This window comes from Paraburkholderia sp. SUR17 (assembly GCF_029536165.1).
GTDB lineage: Bacteria > Pseudomonadota > Gammaproteobacteria > Burkholderiales > Burkholderiaceae > Paraburkholderia > Paraburkholderia kururiensis.
The window spans coordinates 3018731-3041738 of the sequence record NZ_CP120509.1 but is presented as its reverse complement, the minus strand read 5'-3'; the positions used below and the strand labels follow the sequence as shown (position 1 = coordinate 3041738).

Below are 23008 nucleotides of genomic sequence, written 5' to 3'. Positions count from 1 at the left end.
TCAAGCACTGTGTTGCCCACGCGCACGAGACGAACTCAGCCAGGCTATCGCGCTAGACCGCCCCCCTCTTTCGCGCATATGCAGCGGCGTCGTACTGCCCTGCGCGGTGGAAGTTTCCGGCGCCACATCGCGGTATTGGCGTACGCGGAACATATGGTCAGAAATCGCTTGGCGCTGAGCATTGTCCCGCCACGCGGGCGGCCGATTCCTCGTTCAGGCGGAGTGCGAGTCTAGTCGACGCGGTAAAGCTATCGTGGTCTTACGGCATCAAATCCTGGTCATGGCGTCAGTCGCAAGACCACAGACCAATACACCCGCGCTCCGATTCAGCTATCGCTGGATAGACCGTCTGAGTTCATCATCCGCGTCTCGTTGTCGGACGTACTGATGGCCCTTGGGGTCACTCATAAGAAGATACCTAGGTGCAGAAACAAACCGAATAAAAAAAGATGAAATTACAAGGCGAGATACGAAGAAACTCGTGAAGAATGTGCGCAAGACAGTGCCTCTTCGGCCAGCTGCCTTTCCCTTATCTTCTCCGAATCAGGCGAAAGCCTCCACGCATTGACTCCAACGCGGCAAGCTAGAATTCCGGCACACGAGGCCGCGCGTTAGCACCTCTTATCCCATCGCTCACAACAACGCCGCCGAACGATCAGCGGCCCGATAGCCGTTGCCCTACCGAGGCCAATCCGATCGCCCCTCGCACGCCATCCAGACTCGTCTCAACATCAATCGACCCATGATCACCATCTACCACAACCCCCGCTGCTCGAAATCTCGCGGCGCCTGCGAACTCGTTGCCGGTCTCAGCAACGGCGCACACGAAAAAGTCGAGATCATCGAATACTTGAAACATCCGCTGTCAGTCGTTCAGTTGAAAGAACTGAACCGCTTGCTCGCCTGTCCGGTACGCGACATGGTGCGGACTGCCGAATCCGAGTACAAGGCGCTGAGTCTTGACCGGGAAGGCGTAACCGACGACGAGCTGTATGACGCGCTCGCGAAACATCCTGTGCTGCTGCAGCGGCCCATCATCGTTCGTAATGGCCGGGCTGTGATCGGCCGTCCGCCGGAGAGCGTCAGCGCGCTTTTCGATTGAGTGGGCTTTGACTGAGCGACGACGGTACCCGACGCTCGAAGCTGGCGGAATTCGAGGCCTAAATGGCAGGGGCGCCGAAGAGGCGCTCACTAGACTTGCAGACTTACTGGCAGGGGCTGGGGAGGCGACCGGGGCAATCGGTTCGAACAAGGTCACCGCCAAAAATGCCGTGATTCTCGCGATCGATTAACGGCGGCGGCGCCTCTGACTAACGGCGCAACCGCCGGTCCCCGCGTGCACTAAAAAAGACCGCGTCCAGTGCCCCATCTACTTGAAGAAACGCGAATGCTCGAACTCCGACCATCCTGTGAAGCATGTGGCAAGGCGTTGCCACCCGACTCATCCGACGCGATGATTTGCAGCTTCGAGTGCACGTTTTGCGAAGCGTGTGCGACCACGACGTTACGCAATGTCTGTCCGAACTGCGGCGGCGGCTTCGAACATCGGCCCGTGCGTCCGCGGGCCATGCTCGCGAAGTATCCGGAGAGCACGCAGCGTCGCGATGCGAGCGTCGACCGCGACTCTCATGCTCGTTATCTTCAGCAGTACGCAGCAAAGCCACCGTCGCAGCGCTGATCGTCACTCTCTGCGCCCAGACGACTCATGATCCGCCATGCCGCTCATTTCATGCGCCGCCGTACGAAGCAGCGCAATGTGCAGCCGATAGTTGCGGCACCCGCTGCACGTGGGCAGGTGCATACGGACGGCCAGCCATTCGCCTGCCGTGAGCCGCCTGTCGAGCGCGTCAGAAAGTAGTCGGGTGATGTTTTTACACTTGCCCATGCGCGTCCTCGCCTGAAAGGCCCTTTTCGGTCAGGCACGTCCGCAAGCGCAGCCGTGCGCGGTAGATGAGCACGCTGCAGTGGTTGGCGGTCAGCTCCAGTTCGGCGCAGATCTCGGCAATGTCGAGGTCGAGAAACTCTCGCATCATGAAGACGCGCCCGATGTGCTCGGGCAGATGGTCGAGGCATATCTCGAAGAGCTGCCAGAACTGCTGCTGTTGCAGCACGATCTCCGGCGTCGGCCACGGACGCGGTTTCGCATAGGCCGTCCAGTGTCCGTTGTCCTTGAACAGCTCGCGATCGAGAACGGTATCTTCGTCCAGTTCGGTCTCGAGCGAAGACACGTTCACCGTGCGCTGGCGCATGCGCAACGTATCCACCAGCTTGTGCCGCAAGATGCCGAAGACCCACGTCTTGTGCTCGGACTGCGCGGAGAAGCGGTCCGCGTGCATCCACGCTGCGGTCAGCGCTTCCTGAACGGCATCTTCCGCAGCGGCCGCGTCTCGCAACTGCAACCGCGCGAAGCGGAGCAGGTCGCGTCGCAACTGGGCGAGGTAGACCGGATCGTCCGGCGCCGGCCGAGCGGCAACGGCGGTCATGCGACGTCCCCCACCGGGCGTACTGCGGGCCGCGTGCCTGTTGCAGTGTGGCGCAGTGCGGTCCAACGGCTCGCTTGTGCGGCCGCCCCCAGGCCGCTGCCATGGGCTCCCTCGCATGGGATGGCCGGCAAGACTCGATGCATCTCGTGCTTTGTCATGTCGAGGAATGTGATTGGCGATTGTCGGCCGGGACAGCGCGCTGACGCGTCGGCTGCCGTTCGCCCTATGCCGCGCGACGAGCGCCAATGAGGCCCTGCTGTGTATTGCAGGGCGATCTGGCGTTATGACCCGTCGGACCCGGAGCGCATTTTCTCTCACATTCCGCACCTTATGTGATCTGCGCCCGCATGGGCGCAGTTCGTCAGGGCTATGTCGGCGCAGACGCCTTCAAATGACAGATGCATGACGAAGTTGCGCGAGCCCTCTCGCAGCACTTACAACTGCGGAAATACATCGTTGCAAAACCTGAAACGATGGAGCCCTGCAAGCTGGTGCCGACGCTATTGGCGTGCCTCAATTTCCACGCGGCAAAGCGCGTAGACCCTTGCCCATTGGACTTATCAAGCCGGTCCGCTTCGTACGGCCAAACGGTCATTTACTCGGGAGGAAAAATCTCACCAATTCCTTCGGCGGCCACTATTGCAATTGTCGAGAAAATGTCTTTTCCGCTGGCATGTTTTTAGGTGAACGCTCCGTCGCTATTCTCCAGCCACCGATCAACGTTGATCGACCTAAATCAGGAGCGACACCATGAAACGCATTCTTCTCGCAATCATTTCGTCGGCCGCATTGCTCGCGACGGCAACCGGCGCGGCTCATGCTGCTCAAGCAACGACGCAGAACAATGCGTCGACGTGCCAAGGCCCGGCTTCGTACTGCAACGTGTTTTTCGGGCAGTAACCCCGGTTTCCACCGGGCGGGGATGGCCCATTGATGGCCACCCCAACCGGACCGGCATGGTCGGGCGTCAGGTGAGACCGCCGCCGTCTATGCCATTTCCCGTCCGCCATATCTGCTTGCCGCGCTCCGACAATTCGCCGCAGCTGTGTTCGGCGTCCGCTTCGGTGCCTTCCACAGCCATTTCCCCTCCGGCTTGCTCCTGCGATTTCTGCTTGTGATGCTTGCGGGCAGCCACCCTCTCATCCTGCGATTTGCCGGCGTAATGCCGGGGTGATCCGGAAGCCATCGTCGGTCCTCCATCGGTTAGGGTTTGCGTCTCGGCCGGTATTTCCGCCCCTTCTTCGCCACGTCAGACGAAGCGGTGGCCGAAGGACCAGCAGGACAACAGCGTCGCAAGCCGCGTTCCGAACGTTTCCCCACATCACAACGCCCGGTCAGCATCCGTTGTCGCAGCGGACTGACGCCTCGCCCAGAAGGCCGACGTAAACCCCCATAGGACAAGCCCCTAGCCAAACTTGTCCACAAAGTTATTCAGTGAATCTGTGAATATCTTTCCGTCATGGCGGGTTATCCACCGACAGCTGGCAAATCCTGCGGGACGGCGCCCCCAGACGGCAACACGAAAAAGACGCGCTGCACCTCACCGCCTATGATTGAGAGGCATCTACGTCGCCACTTGTCCCGCTTGTCGGGACCACCCGGGAGGATCTCAACATGGCTTGTCACATTGCAGTGCTGGTCGGTAGCCTTCGTCAGGACTCGTTCAACCGCCAGCTGGCACGCGCCGTCACTTCGCTTTTGCCCCAGGACTTCACGGCGGAATTCGTCGACATCGGCACGTTGCCGCTTTACAGCCAGGATTACGACGCCGACCTGCCCGAGCCCGCGCGTCAATTCAAGGCGCGCATTGAAGCCGCCGACGCGCTGCTGTTCGTGACGCCCGAGTACAACCGTTCGATCCCGGGCGTACTCAAGAATGCGCTCGACTGGGGCTCGCGTCCGTGGGGCAAGAATTCGTGGGCCGGCAAGCCCGGCGCGGTGCTGGGGACGTCGCCCGGGGCGACCGGCACGGCGCTCGCGCAGCAGCATCTGCGCAACGTGCTGTCTTATCTGGACGTGGCGCTACTCGGTCAGCCGGAGATGTTCATCAAACACGACGCGAGTCGCATCGACGCCAACGGCAACATCGTCAACGAGGACACGCGCAAGTTCCTGCAGGGATTCGTCGATCGCTACGTGGACTGGACCACGCGACTGCGCCGCGGTTGAAGCCAGGGGCGTATGCGCGGCGCGCAGGCCCCTCACGTTCCCGCCGTCCTGACCCGTCTGTCGCCCCCGTTACACTGCGCGATTCCCACCGGCACGCTCCCATCCGTGCCGTACCGCGCTGCGGATTTTGTCCCAGGCATCGGCCGGGAAAGTCGTTTCCCAGCCGTGCCGGGCGTCCGCTTCGATTTCGTCCCACGACCGGCCGACGTATCTCACGTCCCGCGCGATCATCACGCCGTAGCGATACGCGCTCTCGTAGTCCTCGAACGGCTGGGTTTCGCGCTCCACCTGCCCGGCGTGGTGGCCGCGAAAGTCTTCCTCGTATTCGACATACTCGTCCGGTATGGGCGGGGCCGCCTTGTCCGGCGAGGGGCGCATTCCTGGCGGCGGTGCGGCTTCGTATCCCGCCGGCGGTTCCTCTTCACGGGCTAGCTGCGTACCGCCGGGCAATTCGCTGGGGGGCGCGGCGGCCGGGGCCGCGGTCGGAAAAACGGCGCCGCACCCCGGCGCACTGGCCGACGCGATAGCGGTGGCCGCCGCGTCGTCGCTCATTCGCACGCTGCCCTCCGGCGGCACGGCAGCGGCTGCCGCTTCGGCTGGCGAACCCGGTTGAGGCTCAGGTGGCGCGGGCGACACGGCTTCACCGTGGGGCGACGTTGTGTGCACCGATTGCTGACGCGGCACCGCAACCGGCCGCAGACCCAGCTCGTCGAGCACCGAGTGCTCGCGCGCCGTGGCGGGGTCCACCGCGCGCTCCGTTCGCTCCTCCCAACCCGGCGGACGCTCCACGACCTCCAGCGCACCGAGCCCCGCCAGGGTATGGGCGGCGAGTTGCGCCTGCGCTTCGCTGTCCGCCTCCACACGAACCAGCACGGCGCCGCGCCGCAGCGCCTCGCGCACCGCTTCGGGTTGCTCGGGGCGGTCGCCGCCGTCGTAGCGTTGGGCACCGGTGGCGAACAGGCTCGCCACGAATCGTTCGATGTTGGCGAGCAGTCCGCCTTCGCCCGCCACGCCGATGCTTTGCGTATCGGCCGCAGCCGGTCCGCGCAGGCCGATGTCCGTTGCCGCGAAGCCGGCCTGCAGCAGTGCGTTGCGCGCCGTTTCGGCTTCGCCGAAGGTCTGGAACAGACTCGTCACGGTGTGTCGCATCGTTTTCTCCTCGGCATGGCGTTATCGGCAGGCGGCACGTGGCCGTCTTGCCGCATGGACTTTTGCAGCATGAACAGAACACATCACTGAAAAAGCATAGGCAACCGATGTGCCGCGTTCCATGAATTGCGCCGCGACTGCGTCAATGCTGCGGGAACAGGAGAAAGCCGGCCGTATCGGCGGCGCGAAAAATTTCCCAGAAACGCCGCTGCCGTTGCGCATTTTTACAAGCGCGGCGCGGTCGCAGCGTCGCGCACCAACACCGGCCGGCATTTCAGTCCGCCGCGTGCGTATGCGACGGCAACTCGCGCTGAATTTCGCGCAGCATTTTCTCGAGCAGTGCGATGTCGAAGGGTTTCGCGAGCAGACGCGCATCTACGTGACGGGCCCGCTCCAGTTCTTCGGCGTAACCGGTCACGAGGATCACCGGCAGCTTCAGCATGCGTTGCTGCACGGTTTCGGCCAGGTCGATGCCGTTCATCGTGCCCGGCATGTGGATGTCGGAAATCAACAGGTCGAAGGGCAGGTGTCCGCCCGTTCGAACCGCGTTGGCCTCGGCTTCGTTGATCAGCTTCAGCGCCTCGTCGGCCTGGCGCGCGCATTGCACGTGGTGGCCCATCATCTGCAGCAGCGCTTCGGTGCCGGCCGCCACTTCGTCGTTGTCCTCCACGAGCAGTACGCGCAGCCCGTGCGCCGCCGCAGCTTCTTCCACGCCCGGCTCGGCGGGCCGCTCGATGTGCGGCAATCCCGAGGCGCGCGGCAAGTAAAGATGCACGGACGTGCCCGCGCCGATCGCGCTGTCGATGGCCGCCAGGCCGCCCGATCGTTCGCAAAAGGCAAACACCTGCGGCAGTCCCAGCCCCGTTCCCATGCCCTTGGGTTTGGTGGTGAAGAGCGGTTCGAACGCGCGCGAGAGCACGTCCGGCGGCATGCCGACCCCCGTGTCCTCCAGCGAAAGCTGTACGAAGTCGCCTGTGAGCGGAAAGCCCTCGCCGGGCCGGAAACTGATGTTGCGTGCCCGCACGGTGAGGCGACCGCCGTTCGGCATGGCGTCGCGTGCGTTCACGGCGATGTTGATGAGCGCGAGTTCGAGTTCGGCGACGTCGACTTCCATAGGCCAGACGTGCTCGTCGATGTCCATCACGAGCGACGCCTTCGCCCCAAGCGACGCCTTCAGCAACGCCCGGCACGCCGGCAGCCAGCGCGCCACGGCAATCGTCTCGCTGTGCAACGGCTGTTTGCGCGCGACGCCCAGCAGTTGCCGCGTGAGCGACTGGCCACTCTTCAACGCGCGCTCCATCGCCGAGAGTTCGTGTTCGATGCCCGGCACACCGCGCCGCCGTGCAATCTGCACGTTGGCCGAGATGATCATCAGCAGGTTGTTGAAGTCGTGCGCGACGCTGCCCACGAGGTTGCCGAGCGCCTCCATCTTGCGCGACTGCCGCCAGGCCGATTCGATCGAGCGGCGCATGGCCGCTTCCGCCTGCCAGCGCTCCCAGGCTTCCTCTTCCGCCGCGAGGCGTTTCAGCGAGAGCCAGATCACGCACCACAGCGCAATCGAGGGCGTGAACATCGAGAGCAGCAGCACGCTCAGGTGGCGGTACCACTGCGCCCAGATGGCCGAGGTGCGATAGCCGCACGCCACGTACACGGGATACGCGCCCACGCGCCGATAGGCGAGGATCAGGCTGTCGTGGTCCTCGGGCGAGCGCATGCGCACCACGCCGGACGTGCTGCCGCGCGCCAGCGCTTCGCCGAGCGGCGATTTTGCGTCGACGGCGTCGTGCGCGTGCGTCGTAGCGGGATAACCGACGAGCGCGGCGCCATCGGAGCGCACGAGGCTCATCGTCATGGGCGATTTGCCGAGCAGCTCGCGGTAGAACGTGTCGAAGTAGGAGGGCCGCATGGCGACCGAAACGATGCCGTCGAAGCCGCCCGATGCGTCCTTGCGCGCGATTCCGGTGTTGAACACCGCTTCGCCGCTCACCGCGCCCTGCATGATCTTGGAGACGTGATCGAGCACCGTGCCGTCGCGAATGCCGATGAAGTCCGGCCGGTTCGCGATGGAAACCTCGGGTGTCGGCCAGAAGGCGCTGGTGGCGAGCAGCGTGCCGTCGCCGCCGAAGATGGAGACGGCAGCCACTTGCGGGTAGCCGCCGCCAATCGATTTGAGCTTCTCGTGAATCCAGGCGCCGCGCGCCCGGACGCCCGCGTCGTCCAACCCTTGAACGAGGTCCACCACGCGGGCATCGAGCGTCTCGTTCATGTCGAACACCTTGATCGCGTGTTCTTCCGCGACGCGCGCAGTGCGTTCGGTGACGTCGGAGGCGTCGGCCTCGCGGGTGCGCAGGTCGTCGTAGGCCATGGTGGCTACGTAGATGCAAGGCAGCACGATTGCGGCGACAAGCAGCGCGATGAGCGTGATGCGGCGCATCGCGAAGTCGTGCTCGGGAACGGCGGGGAAGAGCGGGGCGTCATCTCCTTCCGCCGTGGCGCCCGGACGACCTGCGGGCGTGACGGATGGGTCTGGGGTCATCGTGCGGCGGACCAAAATCGTACCGGAATCGGGTTGAACGTCATCATAAACGAGAAGAAGTATGTGTCTGGCATGACTGCCAAAAGCAAGGCGCGTGCACAGGCCTTGGCCGGCAGTTTTACCGCGCTTTCCCGCGAATCAGCGAAAAATCGCGAAGCGCAAACGTACACAAAAGGATAAAACTTAACCGTATGACAAAAGTGCGGCACAAATCTTTTGGAAAACAGGAAAATCGGGTTGTTTTTGTTTGTCAGATGCTTATTGGCGAGTTGCATTCTCGCCGCTTTAATTTGAAAATCGGCCCCACGATAAAAAACGAACGCGTCCACAACGTCTGGACGCAAGATGCCGCGAGGGCCAGCCCAAAACCACCCGCACCAGCACGGGAAGGCAAGGCAGACGCGGACATTCCGGCGCGGCGCCTCGTGATACGCCGCAGCCGTTCGCGTACAGGTTCCTTACGGGGTTGGCATTCGAACATGCAGGGCGTCGTCTTCCATTGCGGATTCGCAAGCTGCGAACCGTGGGCCGTGTCCCACCTGGCGTCGCGGCGTGCGTGCAGCCTGCGCGATGCGTCCGCGGGCCTTGCAGCCACCTTTCCCCAGCCGTGTAGCTATGCGTGGCGACTAAAGAACGGCCGTTAGTCGCCGTTAACTCGCCCGAACTCATTCCGCATTTGCATTCAAGTCCGCCATGTCCCTCCCCATCGTGATCGCCGACGATTCGCTGCTTGCCCGCAAGGTGCTCACCAAGGCCTTGCCGGAGGACTGGGATGTGGACATCACCTATGCGTCAAATGGTCGCGAGGCGCTTGCGGCGTACCGCGCGGGCAAGGCGTCGGTGATGTTTCTGGACCTCACGATGCCGGACATGACGGGCTATCAGGTTCTGGAGGCGCTTCAGCACGAGGATCTGAATACGTTTGTGATTGTCGTGTCCGCCGACGTCCAGCCGATGGCCCAGGAGCGCGTGCGCACGCTCGGCGCGGCCGCGTTCGTTGCGAAGCCGGTCACGCCCGAAGCGCTGTTGCCGATCCTGAAGGAGTACGGGTTGTATGCCTGAGCCAGTCCTCACCGAAGACCAGCGCGACGCGCTGCAGGAGGTCGCCAATCTGGCGATGGGGCAGGCCGCGACCCGGCTCGCGGTGCTGCTCGACACGTTCATCGAGCTTTCAGTGCCGCGCGTGCGCGTGGTCGACGTGAGCGAAGCGGCCGAGGCGCTGCGCGAGATGACGGGTATAGAAGATGCGGTAACGGCGGTGCGCCAGGGCTTCCGCTCGGAGATTCGCGGCGAGGCGCTCGTGATCTGCCGCAGCGGCGAGGTGAGCGACCTGTGCTCGCTGGTTCAGGACCCGTACGCCAAGTCCGCCTACGAAGCGACGAGCGAAGAAGAACTGGTGTTCGACGTGGCCAACGTGCTGACGGGTGCGTGCGTGTCGTCGATCCTCGACCAGCTCGGGCGTCAGCCCGTGTTTTCGCCGCCTGGACTGCTCGGCGAAGCGATCTCGCTCGAAGAAGTCTTCCAGCCGAACGTGCTGGCGTGGGAAGTGGCGCTGCTCATCGAGGTCAACTTCGCGCTCGAAGACCAGCGCTTCCGCGCGCATCTCGTCATGCTGATGGCCGAGGAATCGATTCGCCACATGAGCGAAGCGCTCGATGCCCTGCTTTCCAGCTTATGAATACGCCTGTAGTCACGCCGTCTTTGTCCGACCTCGTCGTAGAGCGGGTCGGATTCGGCATTTTCGTGCTCGACCGCGACATGAACGTGCTGATGTGGAACCGGTTCATGCAGGACCACAGCGGCCTGCGGCCCGAGCAGGTGATTGGCCGCTCGATCTTTTCGAGCTTTCCCGAACTGCCCCGCGTATGGCTTACGCGCAAGGTGGAAAGCGTCTTCCAGCTGGGCAGCTTCGCGTTCAGCTCGTGGGAGCAACGGCCTTATCTTTTCAAGTTCGACCATGACCGGCCCATCACGGGCGGCGTGGACTACATGCAGCAGGACTGCACGTTCATGCCGCTCATGCGCGAGCGCGAGGTGGTGGCCGTTTGCGTGACCGTCTCCGACGTGACGCACGTGAGCATCGTGCAGCGCGAACGCGAGGAAGCCGTCGCCAAGCTCCAGGAATACGCGGACCGCGACGGGCTGACCGGCATTGCCAACCGGCGCTGCTTCGAAATGCGTCTGCGCGACGAGTTCTCGCGCTGGCAGCGTTACGGCGGCGACCTTTCGGTGCTGCTGTTCGATCTGGACCACTTCAAGAAGATCAACGACCAGTTCGGCCATATGGTGGGCGACACCGTGCTGCGCGTGATGGCGCAGCGCGTGGCGGGCGTCGTGCGCGTGCAGGACACGTTCGGGCGCTTTGGCGGCGAGGAGTTCGCGCTGCTGCTGCCGTGCACGCCGCTGGAAGATGCCATGCGCGTGGCGGAAAAGATCCGTCAGACGATCTGCGATACGCCCGTGGACGTGCAGGGCGACCCGGTGCCCGTGACGGCGAGCGTGGGCGGCGCGGCCGCGCGCAGCGGTGTGTCGGCCTATGAGGCGCTCATCAACGAAGCGGACGCCGCGCTCTACAGCGCGAAACGGCAAGGCCGCAACCGGTCGGTCGCATTCACCTAGGCGTTGCTCGAGTGTGCCGCGAGCGCGCGGAACGACGCCGAGGCGCGATTTGGCGACCGGCTTCACGACGGCATTTCACGATCCGTCCCCGGACCCGTCCGCCCAGCGGCCCGCGATGCCCGTTAAAGGTTGTTATACTTTGGCCCGTTTCCGGCCTGGCTGCCGGTGCCTCGCGCGTGTCCGCGCGCGCGGGCGACCCGCTCCACGATCGCTGTGCTGCGGGCCCGAATTCCTGACCGCCCCTCGCGGGCGCCCCAGCGGAGATCGTCTTGGCCGTTTCCAATCTCGTCGTGGACGATACAGCAACCGATGCCGCTGCCATGTCGTCCGGCAGCTCGTTCTATCTGGCAATGCGCATCCTGCCTGCGGCACAGCGCGATGCCATGTACCAGGTCTACGCGTTCTGCCGCGCCGTTGACGACATCGCCGACAGCGAGCGCCCGCGCGCCGAACGCGCAGCCGTACTCGAAGCGTGGCGCGCCGACATCGACGCCTGCTACGCCGGCACGCCGCGCGCTTCGCTCGCCGCGCTCACGCGGCATATCCACACCTTCGGGCTCAAGCGCGAAGACTTTCACGCGATGATCGACGGCATGGCCATGGACGCCGCCGCCGACATCTGCGCTCCCGACGAAGCCACGCTCGACCTCTACTGCGATCGCGTCGCGAGCGCCGCCGGCCGCCTGTCGGTGAGGATTTTCGGGATGGAGGAAGAGCCTGGGCGGCAGCTCGCGCATCATCTTGGCCGCGCGCTGCAACTCACGAACATCCTGCGCGACATCGACGAAGATGCCGCCATTCACCGCTGCTATCTGCCGCGCGAATTGCTGGCGCGCGAAGGCATTGCGGTGAGCAGCCCGGCCGCCATCGCGGACGACCCCTCGCTGCCGCGCGTCTGCATGACGCTCGCCGAGCGCGCCAAAGAGCACTTTGCCGCCGCCGACGCGATCATGGACACCGCGCCGCGCGCCCAGGTAAAGGCGCCGCGCATCATGTCGGGCGTCTACCGTTGCCTGCTGGACCGCACGCTGGATCGCGGCTTCGACATTCCGCGCACGCGGGTCAGGAAGCCGCGCGCGCGGCTCCTGTGGATCGTGGCGCGCTACGCATTGTTCTGATGCCGAGGCTTGTCCACGTGATCGGCGCGGGCCTGGCCGGTCTGGCCGCTGCGGTCCAGTTGCAGCGGCGTGGCGCGCGGGTGGTGCTGCACGAAGCGGCGGCGCAGGCGGGCGGGCGTTGCCGCTCTTATTACGACGAAGCGCTCGGCGCCACCATCGACAACGGCAACCACATCGTGCTGTCCGGCCATCACGCCACGCTCAACTACGCGCGCGTGATCGGCTCGAGCGACGAACTGGAAGGGCCGCACCGTCCTGAATTCGCGTTCGTGGATCTTGCCGCACGCACACGCTGGACGGCGCAGTTTTCGTCGGGCTGGCTGGCGCGCTGGATCTTCAATGCCGAGGCGCGCGTGCCCGGCGCGCGTCCGCTGGATTTCGTGCGGTTCGTGCCGCTGCTGCTGGCGAAGCCGGGCCGCACGGTGGCGCAGACGTTGCGCTGCGACGGCGCCTTCTGGACGCGCCTCGTCGAGCCGCTGCTGTTCGCCATGCTCAATACCGAGCCGCGCGACGCGACCGCGCAACTCGCAGGCGCACTCGTGCGGGAAACCTTCGCGGCAGGCGGCGACGCGTGCCGGCCACTCGTGGCGCGCGACGGACTGGCGAGCGCGTTCGTCGATCCGGCGCTGCGGCTCTTGCAGCACGGCGGCGCAGTGATCCGGCTCGGCTCGCGGCTGCAGTCGATGGCATTCGACGACCGCCCGGCCACGGCAAGCGGCATGGTTGCCGCGCGCGTGAGCGCGCTGAATTTCGGCGAGGAGATCATCTCGCTCGGCGGAACGGATGCCGCCATCCTCGCCGTCCCGCCGGATGCGGCTCGCGCGCTGGTGCCCGGCATTCAGACGCCGCAGCGGTCCAGCGCCGTGGTGAGCGCGCATTTCGCGGTGGAACCGCCGTTCGGCACGCCCGCGGCCACGAGTCTGCTGAACGGCACGGCGCAATGGATGGTGGCCTCCGACGGCCGGCTCTCCGCGACCGTCTACGCCGCGGACCGCCTGCTCGCGATGCCGCGCGAGGCGCTGGCGAGAGCAATCTGGGCCGACGTCGCGCAGGCCGCGTCGCTGCCCGTGGAGCCGATGCCAGCCTGGCAGATCGTGACGGAAGCCTGCGCCACCTTTGCCGCCCGGCCGGAAGAAGAGACGCGCCGGCCCGGCACGCGCACACGCTGGAACAACCTGATGCTGGCGGGCGACTGGACGGCCACCGGTCTGCCCCCAACGATTGAAGGAGCGATCCGCTCGGGCCAGAAGGCCGCGGACCTCCTGCTTGACGTACCGATTGCACCGATGGAGCGCCGATGAACGATTTGACCCAAGCCCTGCCAATGGACGACTCCGCGGCGGATGCCGCGACCTTGCCGGCAGGTGACGCTGCAAATGAAGCAGCGAACGACGCGGTGAACGACGCCCGCGCGCTGCCGCTTGAAGCCCACGCGCCCGCGCTGGCGTCGCTCGATGCGAGCGTGGCGCGCGCCACCGACGCGATCCTTGCCGCACAGAAGCCCGACGGTCACTGGGTCTACGAACTCGAAGCCGACGCCACGATCCCCGCCGAATACGTGCTGCTCGTGCACTACCTGGGCGAGACGGCCGACGTCGAACTGGAGCGCAAGATCGGCCGCTACCTGCGCCGCATCCAGCTGGCCGATGGCGGCTGGCCGCTTTTCACCGACGGCGCGATGGACGTGAGCGCCAGCGTGAAGGCGTACTTCGCGCTGAAGATGATCGGCGACGCCGAAGACGCCGAGCACATGGTCCGCGCGCGCAATGCGATTCTGGCGGCGGGCGGCGCGGAAGCCGTGAACGTGTTCACGCGCATCCTGCTCGCGCTCTACGGCGTCATCACCTGGTACGCGGTGCCGATGATGCCGGTCGAGATCACGCTGCTGCCCAAGTGGTTTCCGTTCCATCTTTCGAAGGTGTCGTACTGGGCGCGCACGGTCATCGTGCCGCTGCTCGTGCTCAACGCGAAGCGGCCGCGCGCGCGTAACCCGCGCGGCGTGCGTATCGACGAACTGTTCCGCGGCGCGGCCGTCACCACGGGCCTGTTGCCGCGCGCGCCGCACCAGAACGAAGGCTGGTTCGCGTTCTTCCGCGCCGTGGACGGCATTCTGCGCACCGTCGATCCGCTCTTTCCGGGCTATCTGCGCCAGCGCGCCATCGACGCCGCCGTCGCCTTCGTCGACGAGCGCCTGAACGGCGAAGACGGCCTCGGCGCGATCTTCCCCGCCATGGCCAACGCCGTGATGATGTACGACGTGCTCGGCTATCCCGCGGATCATCCGAACCGCGCGATTGCCCGCCGCTCCATCGACAAGCTGCTCGTCATTCACGAGGACGAAGACGAGGCGTATTGCCAGCCGTGTCTCTCGCCCGTGTGGGACACGTCGCTCGTGGCGCACGCGCTGCTGGAGACTGGCGATGCGCAGGCCCGGCAAGCGGCATTGCGCGGCCTGGAATGGCTGCGCCCGCTGCAGGAGCTCGACGTGCGCGGCGACTGGATCTCGCGCCGTCCCGACGTGCGGCCCGGCGGCTGGGCGTTCCAGTACGCGAACGCGTATTACCCCGACGTGGACGACACCGCCGTGGTGGTGATGGCCATGCATCGCGCGGCGGGACTCACGCAGTCGGACGTCGATAGCGAAGCCATTGCGCGTGCGCGCGAATGGATTGTCGGCATGCAGAGCAGCGACGGCGGCTGGGGTGCATTCGAGCCTGAAAACACGCAGTACTACCTCAACAACATCCCGTTCTCCGACCACGGCGCGCTGCTCGATCCGCCCACCGCGGACGTCTCCGGCCGTTGCCTTTCGATGCTCGCGCAGCTGGGCGAGATGCCGGGCACGAGCGAGCCGTCGCGTCGCGCCTACGACTATCTGCTGAAAGAGCAGGAGTCGGACGGCAGCTGGTACGGCCGCTGGGGCATGAACTACATCTACGGCACGTGGACGGCGCTGTGCGCGCTCAACGCGGCGGGGCTGTCGCACAGCGACGCGCACATGACGCGCGCCGTGCAATGGCTCGTGTCGATCCAGAACGACGACGGCGGCTGGGGCGAGGGCGGCGAGAGCTACAAGCTCGACTATCGCGGCTACGAACGCGCACCGAGCACGGCCTCGCAGACCGCCTGGGCCGTGCTGGGCCTGATGGCCGCGGGCGCGGTGGACCATCCCGCCGTTGCGCGCGGCATCGCCTACCTTCAGGCGAACCAGCAGGAACATGGGCTGTGGGACGAAACGCGCTTCACGGCGACGGGCTTTCCGCGCGTGTTCTATCTGCGCTACCACGGCTATCGCAAGTTCTTCCCGCTGTGGGCGCTTGCCCGCTATCGCAATCTCAAGCGCGACGGCGTTGCACGCGTCGCGGTTGGAATGTGACGCCGATGCGCGCACCAACGGTTGCCGCGCCCCAGGAGTCGGCGGGCCTGCCCGTCATCGTGGTGGCCGGCATGGCGTTCGAAGCGCAGATCGCGCGGGGAGAGGGCGTGGAGGCGGTCTACGCGGCGCGCGCCGATCTGCTCGAACGCGCGCTGCGCGATGCGGTGCAGCGCGGCTGCGCAGGCATTCTGAGTTTCGGTACGGCGGGTGGGCTCGCGCCCGAACTCACGCCCGGCACGATCGTCGTGGCGGATGCCGTGGACGGCCCGCTCGGCCGCGTGATGACCGACACCGCGTGGACCCAGCGGCTCGCGGCGGCGCTGGCGGGCTCGCCGCTGGCAGCGCGCTTGCGGCGCGGCATCCAGGCGGCCGTGTCGGCGCCGCTCACGACGGCAGCGGACAAGCAGGCGCTCTACCGGTCCACGGGCGCGCTCGCGGTGGATATGGAATCGCACATCGCAGGCGCCATTGCGGCGGCGCACGGCGTGCCGTTCGCGGTGTGCCGCGCGGTGGTGGACCCGGCGTGGCGCTCGCTGCCGCCCGCCGCCATGGCGGGGTTGCGCGACGACGGCAGCACGGCGGTGCTGCCCGTGCTGCGCGAACTGGCGCGGCGGCCGGCGCAGCTCGGCCCGCTTCTGCAGGTAGCCGCCGACGCCCGCGCGGCACGTGTCTCTCTCGTGCGGGCGCGGCAGGTGCTCGAACGCGCTCGGGCGCTGCGGCCGGTTTCGGTGGGTAGCGTCCGCTGACGGCACGCGGGACTGCGAATGGTGAACGCGTCTTGCCGGTCAGCTGTGCCGCGCCATCGACGCAGATAGCGCGTTTGTGGCGGCCCGCGGCAGGGCGGCCCGCGTAGGGCGGCCCGCGCAGGGAGACCCTTGTAAGGCGACCCACGCAGGACGCCCCATGTGCCGCGCACGCGCCTGGCCGGCCCGCTATATCATCGCTTTTCGCCGTCGCCTGGCGGCGCGGATGCCGCGGCAAGGCTTGTTTCGCAGAGGCACGGAGCGAAGCGAAGGGGAATCGGATGAAGGCAGCAGGAGAAGGGGCCGAAATCGCAGTCGGGACCGAGGCGCGTGCCGAGCCGCGAGTGCAGCCGCAGCGGCCTCATACCGACTGGATCCACCGTGCGCACCAGGGCGACATCGAACGCATCGAAGCCTTTTTTCACGCGCACGCCTACGACATGCACCGGCACGATACCTACGCGATCGGCCGCACGCTGTCGGGCGTCCAGTCGTTCCACTATCGACGCCATTTCGTGCACAGCCAGCCGGGCCGCACGATCGTGATTCACCCCGACGAGCCGCACGACGGCGAGGCCGGCTCCGAGCACGGCTTCCGCTATCGCATGGTCTACGTCGAGCCGGCGCTGTTTCAGCAGGCGCTAGGCGGCCGGCCCCTGCCGTTCGTGGAGGGCGGCATTTCCGACGACCCGCGTCTGTATGCAGCCACCAACGTGCTCCTGCGCGGCATGGATTACCCGCTCGATCCGCTCGAGCGCGACGACGCGATTCTCGATCTGGCACTGGCGCTCGACGCCGTTTCAGGCGCGCGCCGCCTGCGCCAGACGGCGGATTACCACGCGGCGCGGCGGGCTCGCGAATATCTGCACGATGCGCTCGACTGCGCCGTGAGCCTCGATGATCTGGCCGTCGCCACGGGCCGCGATCGCTGGAGCCTGTCGCGCGACTTCCGCGCATTCTTCGGCACAAGCCCGTACCGCTATCTGACGATGCGCCGGCTCGACCGCGTGCGGCAACTGATGCTGCTGGGCCGTCCGCTCGCTGAAGCGGCCGCCGCTGCCGGCTTTGCCGATCAGAGCCACATGACGCGCCACTTCACGAAGACGTATGGCCTGTCGCCGTCGCGCTGGCTGAAGACGCTCGCCGGCATGGGGCGCTGAGCGGACCTGAAGCGGGCCCGATCGAGCGGATCAGGCGGATCGGCTGGCTTCGTCGGGCCTCACCCGCTCGCTTGCACAATCGTTCAAGACGCGTTGCGCTCGCACCGTCTACGCTCGTCCTTCGTCGCATCTGACGAAGGAGACGCACATGACACCCACCGAACACCACGCCCCGGGCAAGGCGGCCTACGCGCCGATCAACCTGGCGGCCAAGCTCGCGCTCATCCATGACCAGTGGCAGCAGCGCGTGGTTGCCGAAATGAACGACTACCAGTTCAAGCTGGTGAAGATTCAGGGCGATTTCCTCTGGCACGACCATCCCGATACCGACGAGACCTTCATCGTGATCGAAGGCACGCTGCGCATCGATTTCCGCGACGGCAGCGTTCACATCGGCGCGGGCGAGATGTTCGTGGTGCCGAAGGGCACGGAGCACAAGCCGTTCGCCGAGGGCGAGGTCCAGATGATGGTGATCGAGCCGCGCGGCGTGCTCAACACCGGCCGCGAAACCAACGAACGCACGGCGAGGAACGACGTATGGATCTGACGAACGAAGATACGGCTGCTAATCCGGCTCCGGCTTCGGCTTCGGCTTCGTCGGTTAGCCCATCGGCGGACCCGGCCGCGTCGGCGCGGGTAATTTTCGATACCAAGATTGCCGTGATTCTCCGGGACGACCTGCCGGTCTGGAAGAAGCTGAACGTCACGGCGTTCATCGTGAGCGGCATTGCGGCGACCGTTGAAGGCGTGGTGGGGCCGCGCTACGTGGACGGGTCGGGCAAGTCGTATCTGCCGATGTTCCGCCAGCCGGTGCTCGTCTACGCCGCCGGCGACGAAGAACTGCGCCGCGCGTTCAACCGGGTGTCCGAACGCGAACTCGACATGTCCATCTTCACGGAAGACCTGTTCGACACGGGCCACGACGACGACAACCGCGCCGCCGTGGCCGCGGTACCCACGGACGAACTGCGGCTGGTCGGCATCGCCGTGCGCGGCGAAAAGGGACGCGTGGACAAGGCGCTCAAGGGTTTGCGGCTACATCGCTAGAGACGGGCGCGGCGAACCTCGCACGGCCCAACGGACGGTTCACCGCAACACGATCGGGGTGGGCTTGTATTGACTAGGGTAAACCCTTATATCTGTTATGATTTAAGCATTAACCTAGTTTGACCCCGAGCATGTGGGGCCGGACCGCTCTGATCGAGGAATGCCAGATGATGAATTTCCACACCCGCAAATGGGTCAAGCCCGAAGACCTGAATCCGAACGGCACGCTGTTCGGCGGCAGCCTGCTGCGCTGGATCGACGAAGAAGCCGCGATTTACGCGATTTGCCAGCTCGACAACCAACGCGTCGTGACGAAGTTCATGTCGGAAATCAACTTCGTCAGCTCGGCGCGCCAGGGCGACATCATCGAACTGGGCATGACGGCGACGCACTTCGGCCGCACGTCCATCACGTTGCGCTGTGAGGTGCGCAACAAGATCACGCGCAAGAGCATCTTGACCATCGAGAAGATGGTGTTCGTGAATCTCGACGAGCAGGGCAATCCGGCGCCGCACGGTCGCGATCGCATCCGCTACGCCGACGAAGCGTTTGCTCGCCAGCTTGAACGGTCGCAGACTGCGGCTCGTGCCGTAGCGTCGGCGCCCGGCGCGCTGCTGGAAGGCGGCGAAGAGGCGGATCACGAGCACGAAGCGCAAGAGGAAGCGGCGCACTGACGGCGCGTGGCGGCGGGCAAGATGACCGCTGCTTGCGCGGGCTCTTTCCGCTGAGGTGTTCCGAGGGTTGGTGAAGGCGAAGGCGAAGACGCCTGAAGTTGCACGCAACAAAAGGCCCTGCAAGACATAAAGCCTTGCAGGGCTTTTTGTTGCGTCGCGCGGCCCGGCCGCGCGGCGAATTCGCTGACGCTAGGGCTGGAGCCGGAGCGGCTGCAGTCGGCCGCACTCCCGGCCAGGCTTCCCGCGTCGCGCTCCGTGCCTTTATTGCCCGGCCGGCGCGCTGGCGGGTGTCGCTGCGCCATCGGAGGCCGCAGCCGGAGCCGCAGTCTCATTCGACCCGGACGCGGCCTTGGCCGGCGCCGCCGTTCCGGCCTTGCCGCTCACGCCTGCCCCGGGCGCGCCAGCGGCGCCCGCTGCCGCGGCGTTGCCTGCTGCCCCTGCTGCTGGAGCGCTTTCCGCCGCCGCGCCACTAGCCGCAGTACCGCCAGCCGCGGCACCGCTAGCAGCACTCACATCAGCCGCACCGCCAGCCGCACTCCCCGCACCACCCGTATCGCCATCATCCGAGGCGCCCGGGTCGCCGTAATCCGGCAGCGCAGGCGGTGCCGACGAGCCCTTCAGCAGCGACTTGCGCTGCTGCGTATAGGCGTCGCGCACAAACGAGTACTTGTCGAGCGCGGCCTGTTCCAGCAGGTTCGACGCGCCGAGCAGGTCGGAGCGCACGCTCACGAACTGCGCGCCATACATCGGGTTGCGTACCGCCGGCTCCATGTAGTTCATCGGATTGAAGCGCACGTCCACGGCGAGGCCCACGCTGTCGCGGAACGAGCTTGGACCGAAGATGGGCAGCACCAGGTACGGACCCGACGGAATGCCCCAGCGGCCGAGCGTCAGCCCGAAGTCCTGCTTGTGCTTTGGCAGTCCCGCCGGCGTCGCCCAGTCGAGCAGGCCGCCCAGGCCGAAGGTGGAGTTGAACGCCACGCGCATGAGGTCTTCGGTGGCGTCCGTGATCTTCAGTTGCAGCAGGTCGTTGGCGAAGTTGCTGATGTCGCCGAGGTTCGAGAAGAAGTTGCTCACCGCCGTGCGAAACGGCTGCGGCGTTACCTTCTGGTAGCCCTTCGCGATGGGCACGGCGATGGCCTGGTCCACCGTGTCGTTGAACTTGAAGATGGCGCGGTTCATCGGCTCCAGCGGATCGCCGGGTTTGCGCTCCGGGCCGGTTGCGCAGCCTGCCGTCAGGGCGGTTGCGCCTACGGCTGCAAGCACCAGTGCGGCGTTTCGCTTCTTCATTGATCGATTCCCTGGAGTTGTTTTGTTTTGCGCGCGCGCTCCACGCGAGGCCTGCCCATCAGCACCGGCTGGAACACCACGGCGCCAATCAGCGTGCAGAAGAGCGCAAGCGCGAGCAGCCGTCCCATGCTCGACGTGCCGGGGTGATGCGAAAGCCACAGGCTGCCGAACGCCGTCGCCGTGGTGGCGGCGCTGAACATCACCGCGTGCGTGAGGCTCGATTGGAGCAGCCCCGTCTGGCCGGAACGCCATGCCATCACGAAGTAGATCTTGAAGGCGACGCCCACGCCCAGCATCAGCGGAAGCGCGATGATATTCGCAAAGTTGAGAGGCATGCCGAAAACCACGCAAAGCTCGAGCGTCACCACGGCCGATACCAGCAGCGGAATCAGCGTGCGCAACACGTCGGCGAAGCGCCGCAACGCGAGCCACAGCAGGACCGTAATGGAGAGCACAGCCCACGCGGCGGCTTGCAGGAACGCCTTGATGATGGTGTTGGCCGAATGGAGGATCGAGATCGGACCGCCAATCGCGCCGGGCTCGGCGGCCTTCACGGCTTGCGCGAAGTTGCGCAGCATGACGTCGTCGTTGGGATCCACGCCGGGTGGCACTTTCGGTGCGACGTCCACGAGCGCGTGGCCGTCCGGCGCCACCCAGTCGCGCACGATGCCGGGCGGCAGCGTGGCGCGCGTGATCTCGGTGGGCTGCAGCAGGTTGGCGAGCTGGCCGAGCGCAAGCCTCAGCGGCTCGGCAATGGCCTTTTCGGCGCGGTCGCGCGTGGCGGCGTCTGCGTTGGCGAGCTTCGTCAGCGTGGCCGAGAGGTGCTTCGCTTCGGCAGCGCCCGCGCCCGGATGCTCGTCGGCGGCGAGCGACAGCTGGTTTGCCGCGCGCTTGAGCGCCGCGACGCGCACGGCGTCGGTGGCGGCCGGTGCCGGGGCTTGCGTGAGCGCGGGCAGAAGCTGCTGGGCGGCGCTCGCGACCAGCATCATCTTCTGCTGCTGGTCGCCGGGAATGAAGCTGGAGAGCGTCGTCGTGCGGCCCACCTGAGGCAGCTTCGAGAGGTGCGCCGCGATGCGGTCCGCGTCCGCCAGCGACGCGCCTAGCACGCTCACGTCGTTGACGGAGATGACCGGCGAGTTTTTCAGCGCGAGCAGCGTGGCCATCGACTCCGTATGCGTATCTTTCAGGTGCAGCGGATTGAAGTCGAACTGAAGACGCGCGAGCAGCGGCGAAGCGCCCACCACCACGACGAGCGTGCCGATCAGCACCGGCTTGCGGTGGCGGTCCAGAAACGCGTCGACGGGCGCAAGTTGCTTGAAGCCCGGCGGCGTGGCCTCGCCCGGCGGCGCAAGCATTTTGATGAGCGCCGGCAGCAGCGTCATGCTGGCGAAATAGGCGACGAACATGCCGACGCCCGCAATACGGCCCAGTTCGGATACACCACGGTAGGCCGTGGGCAGGAACGAAAAGAAGCTCTCGGCCACAGCCACGGCGGCGAGCGTGAGCGGCACGCCCACGGTGCGGCCGGTGTTGACGAGCGCGGCCTCGATGCGGTCTTCGTGGTAGCGCTCCTCGCGGTACTTCACGCCGAACTGCACGCCGAAGTCCACCCCGAGCCCCACGAACAGCACCATGAACGCCACGGAGATCATGTTGAGCGCGCTCACCATCATCAGCCCGAGCGCGGCCGTCACGGCGAGGCCTACCGCGAGCGTCACGAGCACCGCGACGATCATGCGGCCCGAACGCAGCGCGAGCCACAGAATGCCGAGCACCACGAGCAGCGTGATGGCGCCGTTCAGCGCGGCGCCGTCTTCGACGGAGGCGAATTCCTCGTCGGCGAGCGGCTGTTCGCCCGTGAGCCGCACCTTCGCGCCGTAGCGCGTGTCGAGGTGCAGCGCGGCGGCCTGGGCGCGAATGGCCGCCGAGGCGCTCGCGCCCGCGCGCAGCTTCGCGTAGTTGAGCACGGGCTGCACGGTGACGAACGCGTAAGCGGGCTTCGCGGCGGCGTCTTTATCAACGAGCCCGCGCCACGAGAACGCCGGCTGCTGGCCGGCCAGCACTCGGTCCAGCACGTCGGCGCTCTGCGAGAGCAGATGCGCCATGTTGGGCAGCTTCACCTGGCCGATCTGCAGCGGCAGCATCAGGCTCGTCGTGAGCACGCCGGCAAGGCCGGTCAGGCTCGGATCCTGCGCAAGGGCATTCACCAGCGGACGCGCCTGCACGAGCTGGCCGGTGGTGTTGAGCACGTCGTTCACCGGCAGGAACAAGAGGCCGTTGTGCTGGAAAAAGGGACCGCCTGCGGGCTGCGTGACCGAGCTGAACTCGCTCGTATCCTTCTTGAGGCTGGCCGCGAGTTCGTCGGCGGCGGTGTCGGCAAATTCGGGGGCGTCCGCTTCCACCACGACCAGCACGGTCTGGGTGCGTTGCGGGAAGGCCTGGTCGATGGCGTCGCCGAGCGCGGCCCAGTCTTTGTCGTTTTCGATCAGCTGGCTGACGTCGGTATTGATGCGGAAGTGCTGGACAACGTAGATGCTGCTCAGAACGGCGAGTAGCAGGGAGACGGCGATGACCCACGCCGGACGGCGTACGGACCAGGCGACGAGGCGGACGATAAATGGCTTCAGCATATACAGGCGGGGGC

At 66.0% G+C, this 23008-nt stretch carries 23 protein-coding genes; 15 read left to right on the top strand and 8 right to left on the bottom strand.

Translation table 11 applies throughout. The features are described from left to right. Positions 1 to 742: 742 nt before the first annotated feature. Together arsC and P2869_RS30845 are read left to right on the top strand one after the other, a co-directional pair. Complete coding sequence (gene arsC / locus P2869_RS30850) at positions 743 to 1102, top strand: arsenate reductase (glutaredoxin) (RefSeq protein WP_017774134.1); 360 nt, start codon at positions 743 to 745, stop codon at positions 1100 to 1102. 285 nt (positions 1103 to 1387) lie between these two features. Beyond that, a complete protein-coding gene (locus P2869_RS30845) occupies positions 1388 to 1678 on the top strand; it encodes a DUF1272 domain-containing protein (protein WP_277598981.1) in 291 nt (96 codons plus the stop codon). 3 nt (positions 1679 to 1681) lie between these two features. Here the strand turns inward: P2869_RS30845 and P2869_RS30840 are convergent, their stop codons facing one another. Together P2869_RS30840 and P2869_RS30835 are read right to left on the bottom strand one after the other, a co-directional pair. Beyond that, positions 1682 to 1885, bottom strand: coding sequence for a zf-HC2 domain-containing protein (locus P2869_RS30840; RefSeq protein ID WP_126875516.1), 204 nt, complete (start codon positions 1883 to 1885; stop codon positions 1682 to 1684). Next, a complete protein-coding gene (locus P2869_RS30835; protein WP_017774132.1) occupies positions 1872 to 2483 on the bottom strand; it encodes an RNA polymerase factor sigma-70 in 612 nt (203 codons plus the stop codon). Before P2869_RS30835 ends, P2869_RS30840 begins: the two co-directional genes overlap by 14 nt. Before the next feature lie 750 nt (positions 2484 to 3233). On the opposite strand from P2869_RS30835, the gene P2869_RS30830 reads away from it, so the two are divergent. After that, positions 3234 to 3383 (top strand): hypothetical protein, encoded by a 150-nt coding sequence (locus P2869_RS30830; RefSeq protein ID WP_017774131.1) that lies wholly within the window; start codon positions 3234 to 3236, stop codon positions 3381 to 3383. Positions 3384 to 3450: 67 nt separating this feature from the next. On the opposite strand, the gene P2869_RS30825 is transcribed toward P2869_RS30830, so the two are convergent. Next, positions 3451 to 3669 (bottom strand): hypothetical protein, encoded by a 219-nt coding sequence (locus tag P2869_RS30825; protein ID WP_017774130.1) that lies wholly within the window; start codon positions 3667 to 3669, stop codon positions 3451 to 3453. A 428-nt stretch (positions 3670 to 4097) separates the two neighbouring features. Between P2869_RS30825 and P2869_RS30820 the strand changes: the two genes are divergently transcribed. Further along, positions 4098 to 4652, top strand: coding sequence for an NADPH-dependent FMN reductase (locus tag P2869_RS30820; RefSeq protein WP_126875514.1), 555 nt, complete (start codon positions 4098 to 4100; stop codon positions 4650 to 4652). 69 nt (positions 4653 to 4721) lie between these two features. Here the strand turns inward: P2869_RS30820 and P2869_RS30815 are convergent, their stop codons facing one another. The 3 genes from P2869_RS30815 to P2869_RS30805 all read right to left on the bottom strand — a co-directional run bounded on the left by P2869_RS30815 (position 4722) and on the right by P2869_RS30805 (position 8612). Further along, entirely contained in the window at positions 4722 to 5801 is a 1080-nt protein-coding gene (locus P2869_RS30815) for a hypothetical protein (RefSeq protein ID WP_277598980.1), read from the bottom strand. 274 nt (positions 5802 to 6075) lie between these two features. Continuing rightward, positions 6076 to 8235: a hybrid sensor histidine kinase/response regulator gene (locus tag P2869_RS30810; RefSeq protein WP_277599881.1), complete on the bottom strand. Its 2160-nt coding sequence runs from the start codon at positions 8233 to 8235 to the stop codon at positions 6076 to 6078. Positions 8236 to 8333: 98 nt separating this feature from the next. Then, the gene (locus tag P2869_RS30805; RefSeq protein ID WP_277598979.1) at positions 8334 to 8612 is read right to left on the bottom strand and encodes a hypothetical protein; all 279 of its coding nucleotides are present in this window, start codon (positions 8610 to 8612) and stop codon (positions 8334 to 8336) included. A gap of 418 nt (positions 8613 to 9030) precedes the next feature. Between P2869_RS30805 and P2869_RS30800 the strand changes: the two genes are divergently transcribed. The 11 genes from P2869_RS30800 to P2869_RS30750 all read left to right on the top strand — a co-directional run bounded on the left by P2869_RS30800 (position 9031) and on the right by P2869_RS30750 (position 19074). Continuing rightward, positions 9031 to 9399: a response regulator gene (locus tag P2869_RS30800; protein ID WP_017774126.1), complete on the top strand. Its 369-nt coding sequence runs from the start codon at positions 9031 to 9033 to the stop codon at positions 9397 to 9399. Beyond that, complete coding sequence (locus P2869_RS30795; RefSeq protein ID WP_017774125.1) at positions 9392 to 10015, top strand: chemotaxis protein CheC; 624 nt, start codon at positions 9392 to 9394, stop codon at positions 10013 to 10015. Before P2869_RS30800 ends, P2869_RS30795 begins: the two co-directional genes overlap by 8 nt. Next, positions 10012 to 10956, top strand: coding sequence for a sensor domain-containing diguanylate cyclase (locus P2869_RS30790; protein WP_017774124.1), 945 nt, complete (start codon positions 10012 to 10014; stop codon positions 10954 to 10956). The genes P2869_RS30795 and P2869_RS30790 overlap by 4 nt, the downstream gene beginning before the upstream one ends. A gap of 269 nt (positions 10957 to 11225) precedes the next feature. Then, on the top strand, positions 11226 to 12074 hold the full coding sequence (gene hpnD, locus P2869_RS30785; RefSeq protein ID WP_277598978.1) for a presqualene diphosphate synthase HpnD: 849 nt from the start codon (positions 11226 to 11228) through the stop codon (positions 12072 to 12074). Beyond that, positions 12074 to 13375: a hydroxysqualene dehydroxylase HpnE gene (hpnE, locus tag P2869_RS30780; RefSeq protein ID WP_277598977.1), complete on the top strand. Its 1302-nt coding sequence runs from the start codon at positions 12074 to 12076 to the stop codon at positions 13373 to 13375. Before hpnD ends, hpnE begins: the two co-directional genes overlap by 1 nt. Then, a complete protein-coding gene (gene shc / locus P2869_RS30775; RefSeq protein ID WP_026121300.1) occupies positions 13372 to 15450 on the top strand; it encodes a squalene--hopene cyclase in 2079 nt (692 codons plus the stop codon). Before hpnE ends, shc begins: the two co-directional genes overlap by 4 nt. Positions 15451 to 15455: 5 nt before the next feature. Next, complete coding sequence (locus tag P2869_RS30770) at positions 15456 to 16196, top strand: phosphorylase (RefSeq protein WP_199540620.1); 741 nt, start codon at positions 15456 to 15458, stop codon at positions 16194 to 16196. 278 nt (positions 16197 to 16474) lie between these two features. Further along, positions 16475 to 17353, top strand: coding sequence for an AraC family transcriptional regulator (locus P2869_RS30765; RefSeq protein WP_205702991.1), 879 nt, complete (start codon positions 16475 to 16477; stop codon positions 17351 to 17353). A 148-nt stretch (positions 17354 to 17501) separates the two neighbouring features. Beyond that, positions 17502 to 17900 (top strand): cupin domain-containing protein, encoded by a 399-nt coding sequence (locus P2869_RS30760; RefSeq protein WP_033350785.1) that lies wholly within the window; start codon positions 17502 to 17504, stop codon positions 17898 to 17900. After that, entirely contained in the window at positions 17891 to 18400 is a 510-nt protein-coding gene (locus P2869_RS30755; protein ID WP_277598976.1) for a DUF2000 domain-containing protein, read from the top strand. The genes P2869_RS30760 and P2869_RS30755 overlap by 10 nt, the downstream gene beginning before the upstream one ends. A 170-nt stretch (positions 18401 to 18570) precedes the next feature. Then, positions 18571 to 19074, top strand: coding sequence for a hotdog domain-containing protein (locus P2869_RS30750; RefSeq protein ID WP_277599880.1), 504 nt, complete (start codon positions 18571 to 18573; stop codon positions 19072 to 19074). Between the two features lie 261 nt (positions 19075 to 19335). Here P2869_RS30750 and P2869_RS30745 read toward each other — a convergent pair whose 3' ends face one another. Together P2869_RS30745 and P2869_RS30740 are read right to left on the bottom strand one after the other, a co-directional pair. Further along, complete coding sequence (locus P2869_RS30745) at positions 19336 to 20364, bottom strand: VacJ family lipoprotein (protein ID WP_277598975.1); 1029 nt, start codon at positions 20362 to 20364, stop codon at positions 19336 to 19338. Then, complete coding sequence (locus P2869_RS30740) at positions 20361 to 22994, bottom strand: MMPL family transporter (protein WP_277598974.1); 2634 nt, start codon at positions 22992 to 22994, stop codon at positions 20361 to 20363. Before P2869_RS30740 ends, P2869_RS30745 begins: the two co-directional genes overlap by 4 nt. Positions 22995 to 23008 lie beyond the last annotated feature (14 nt).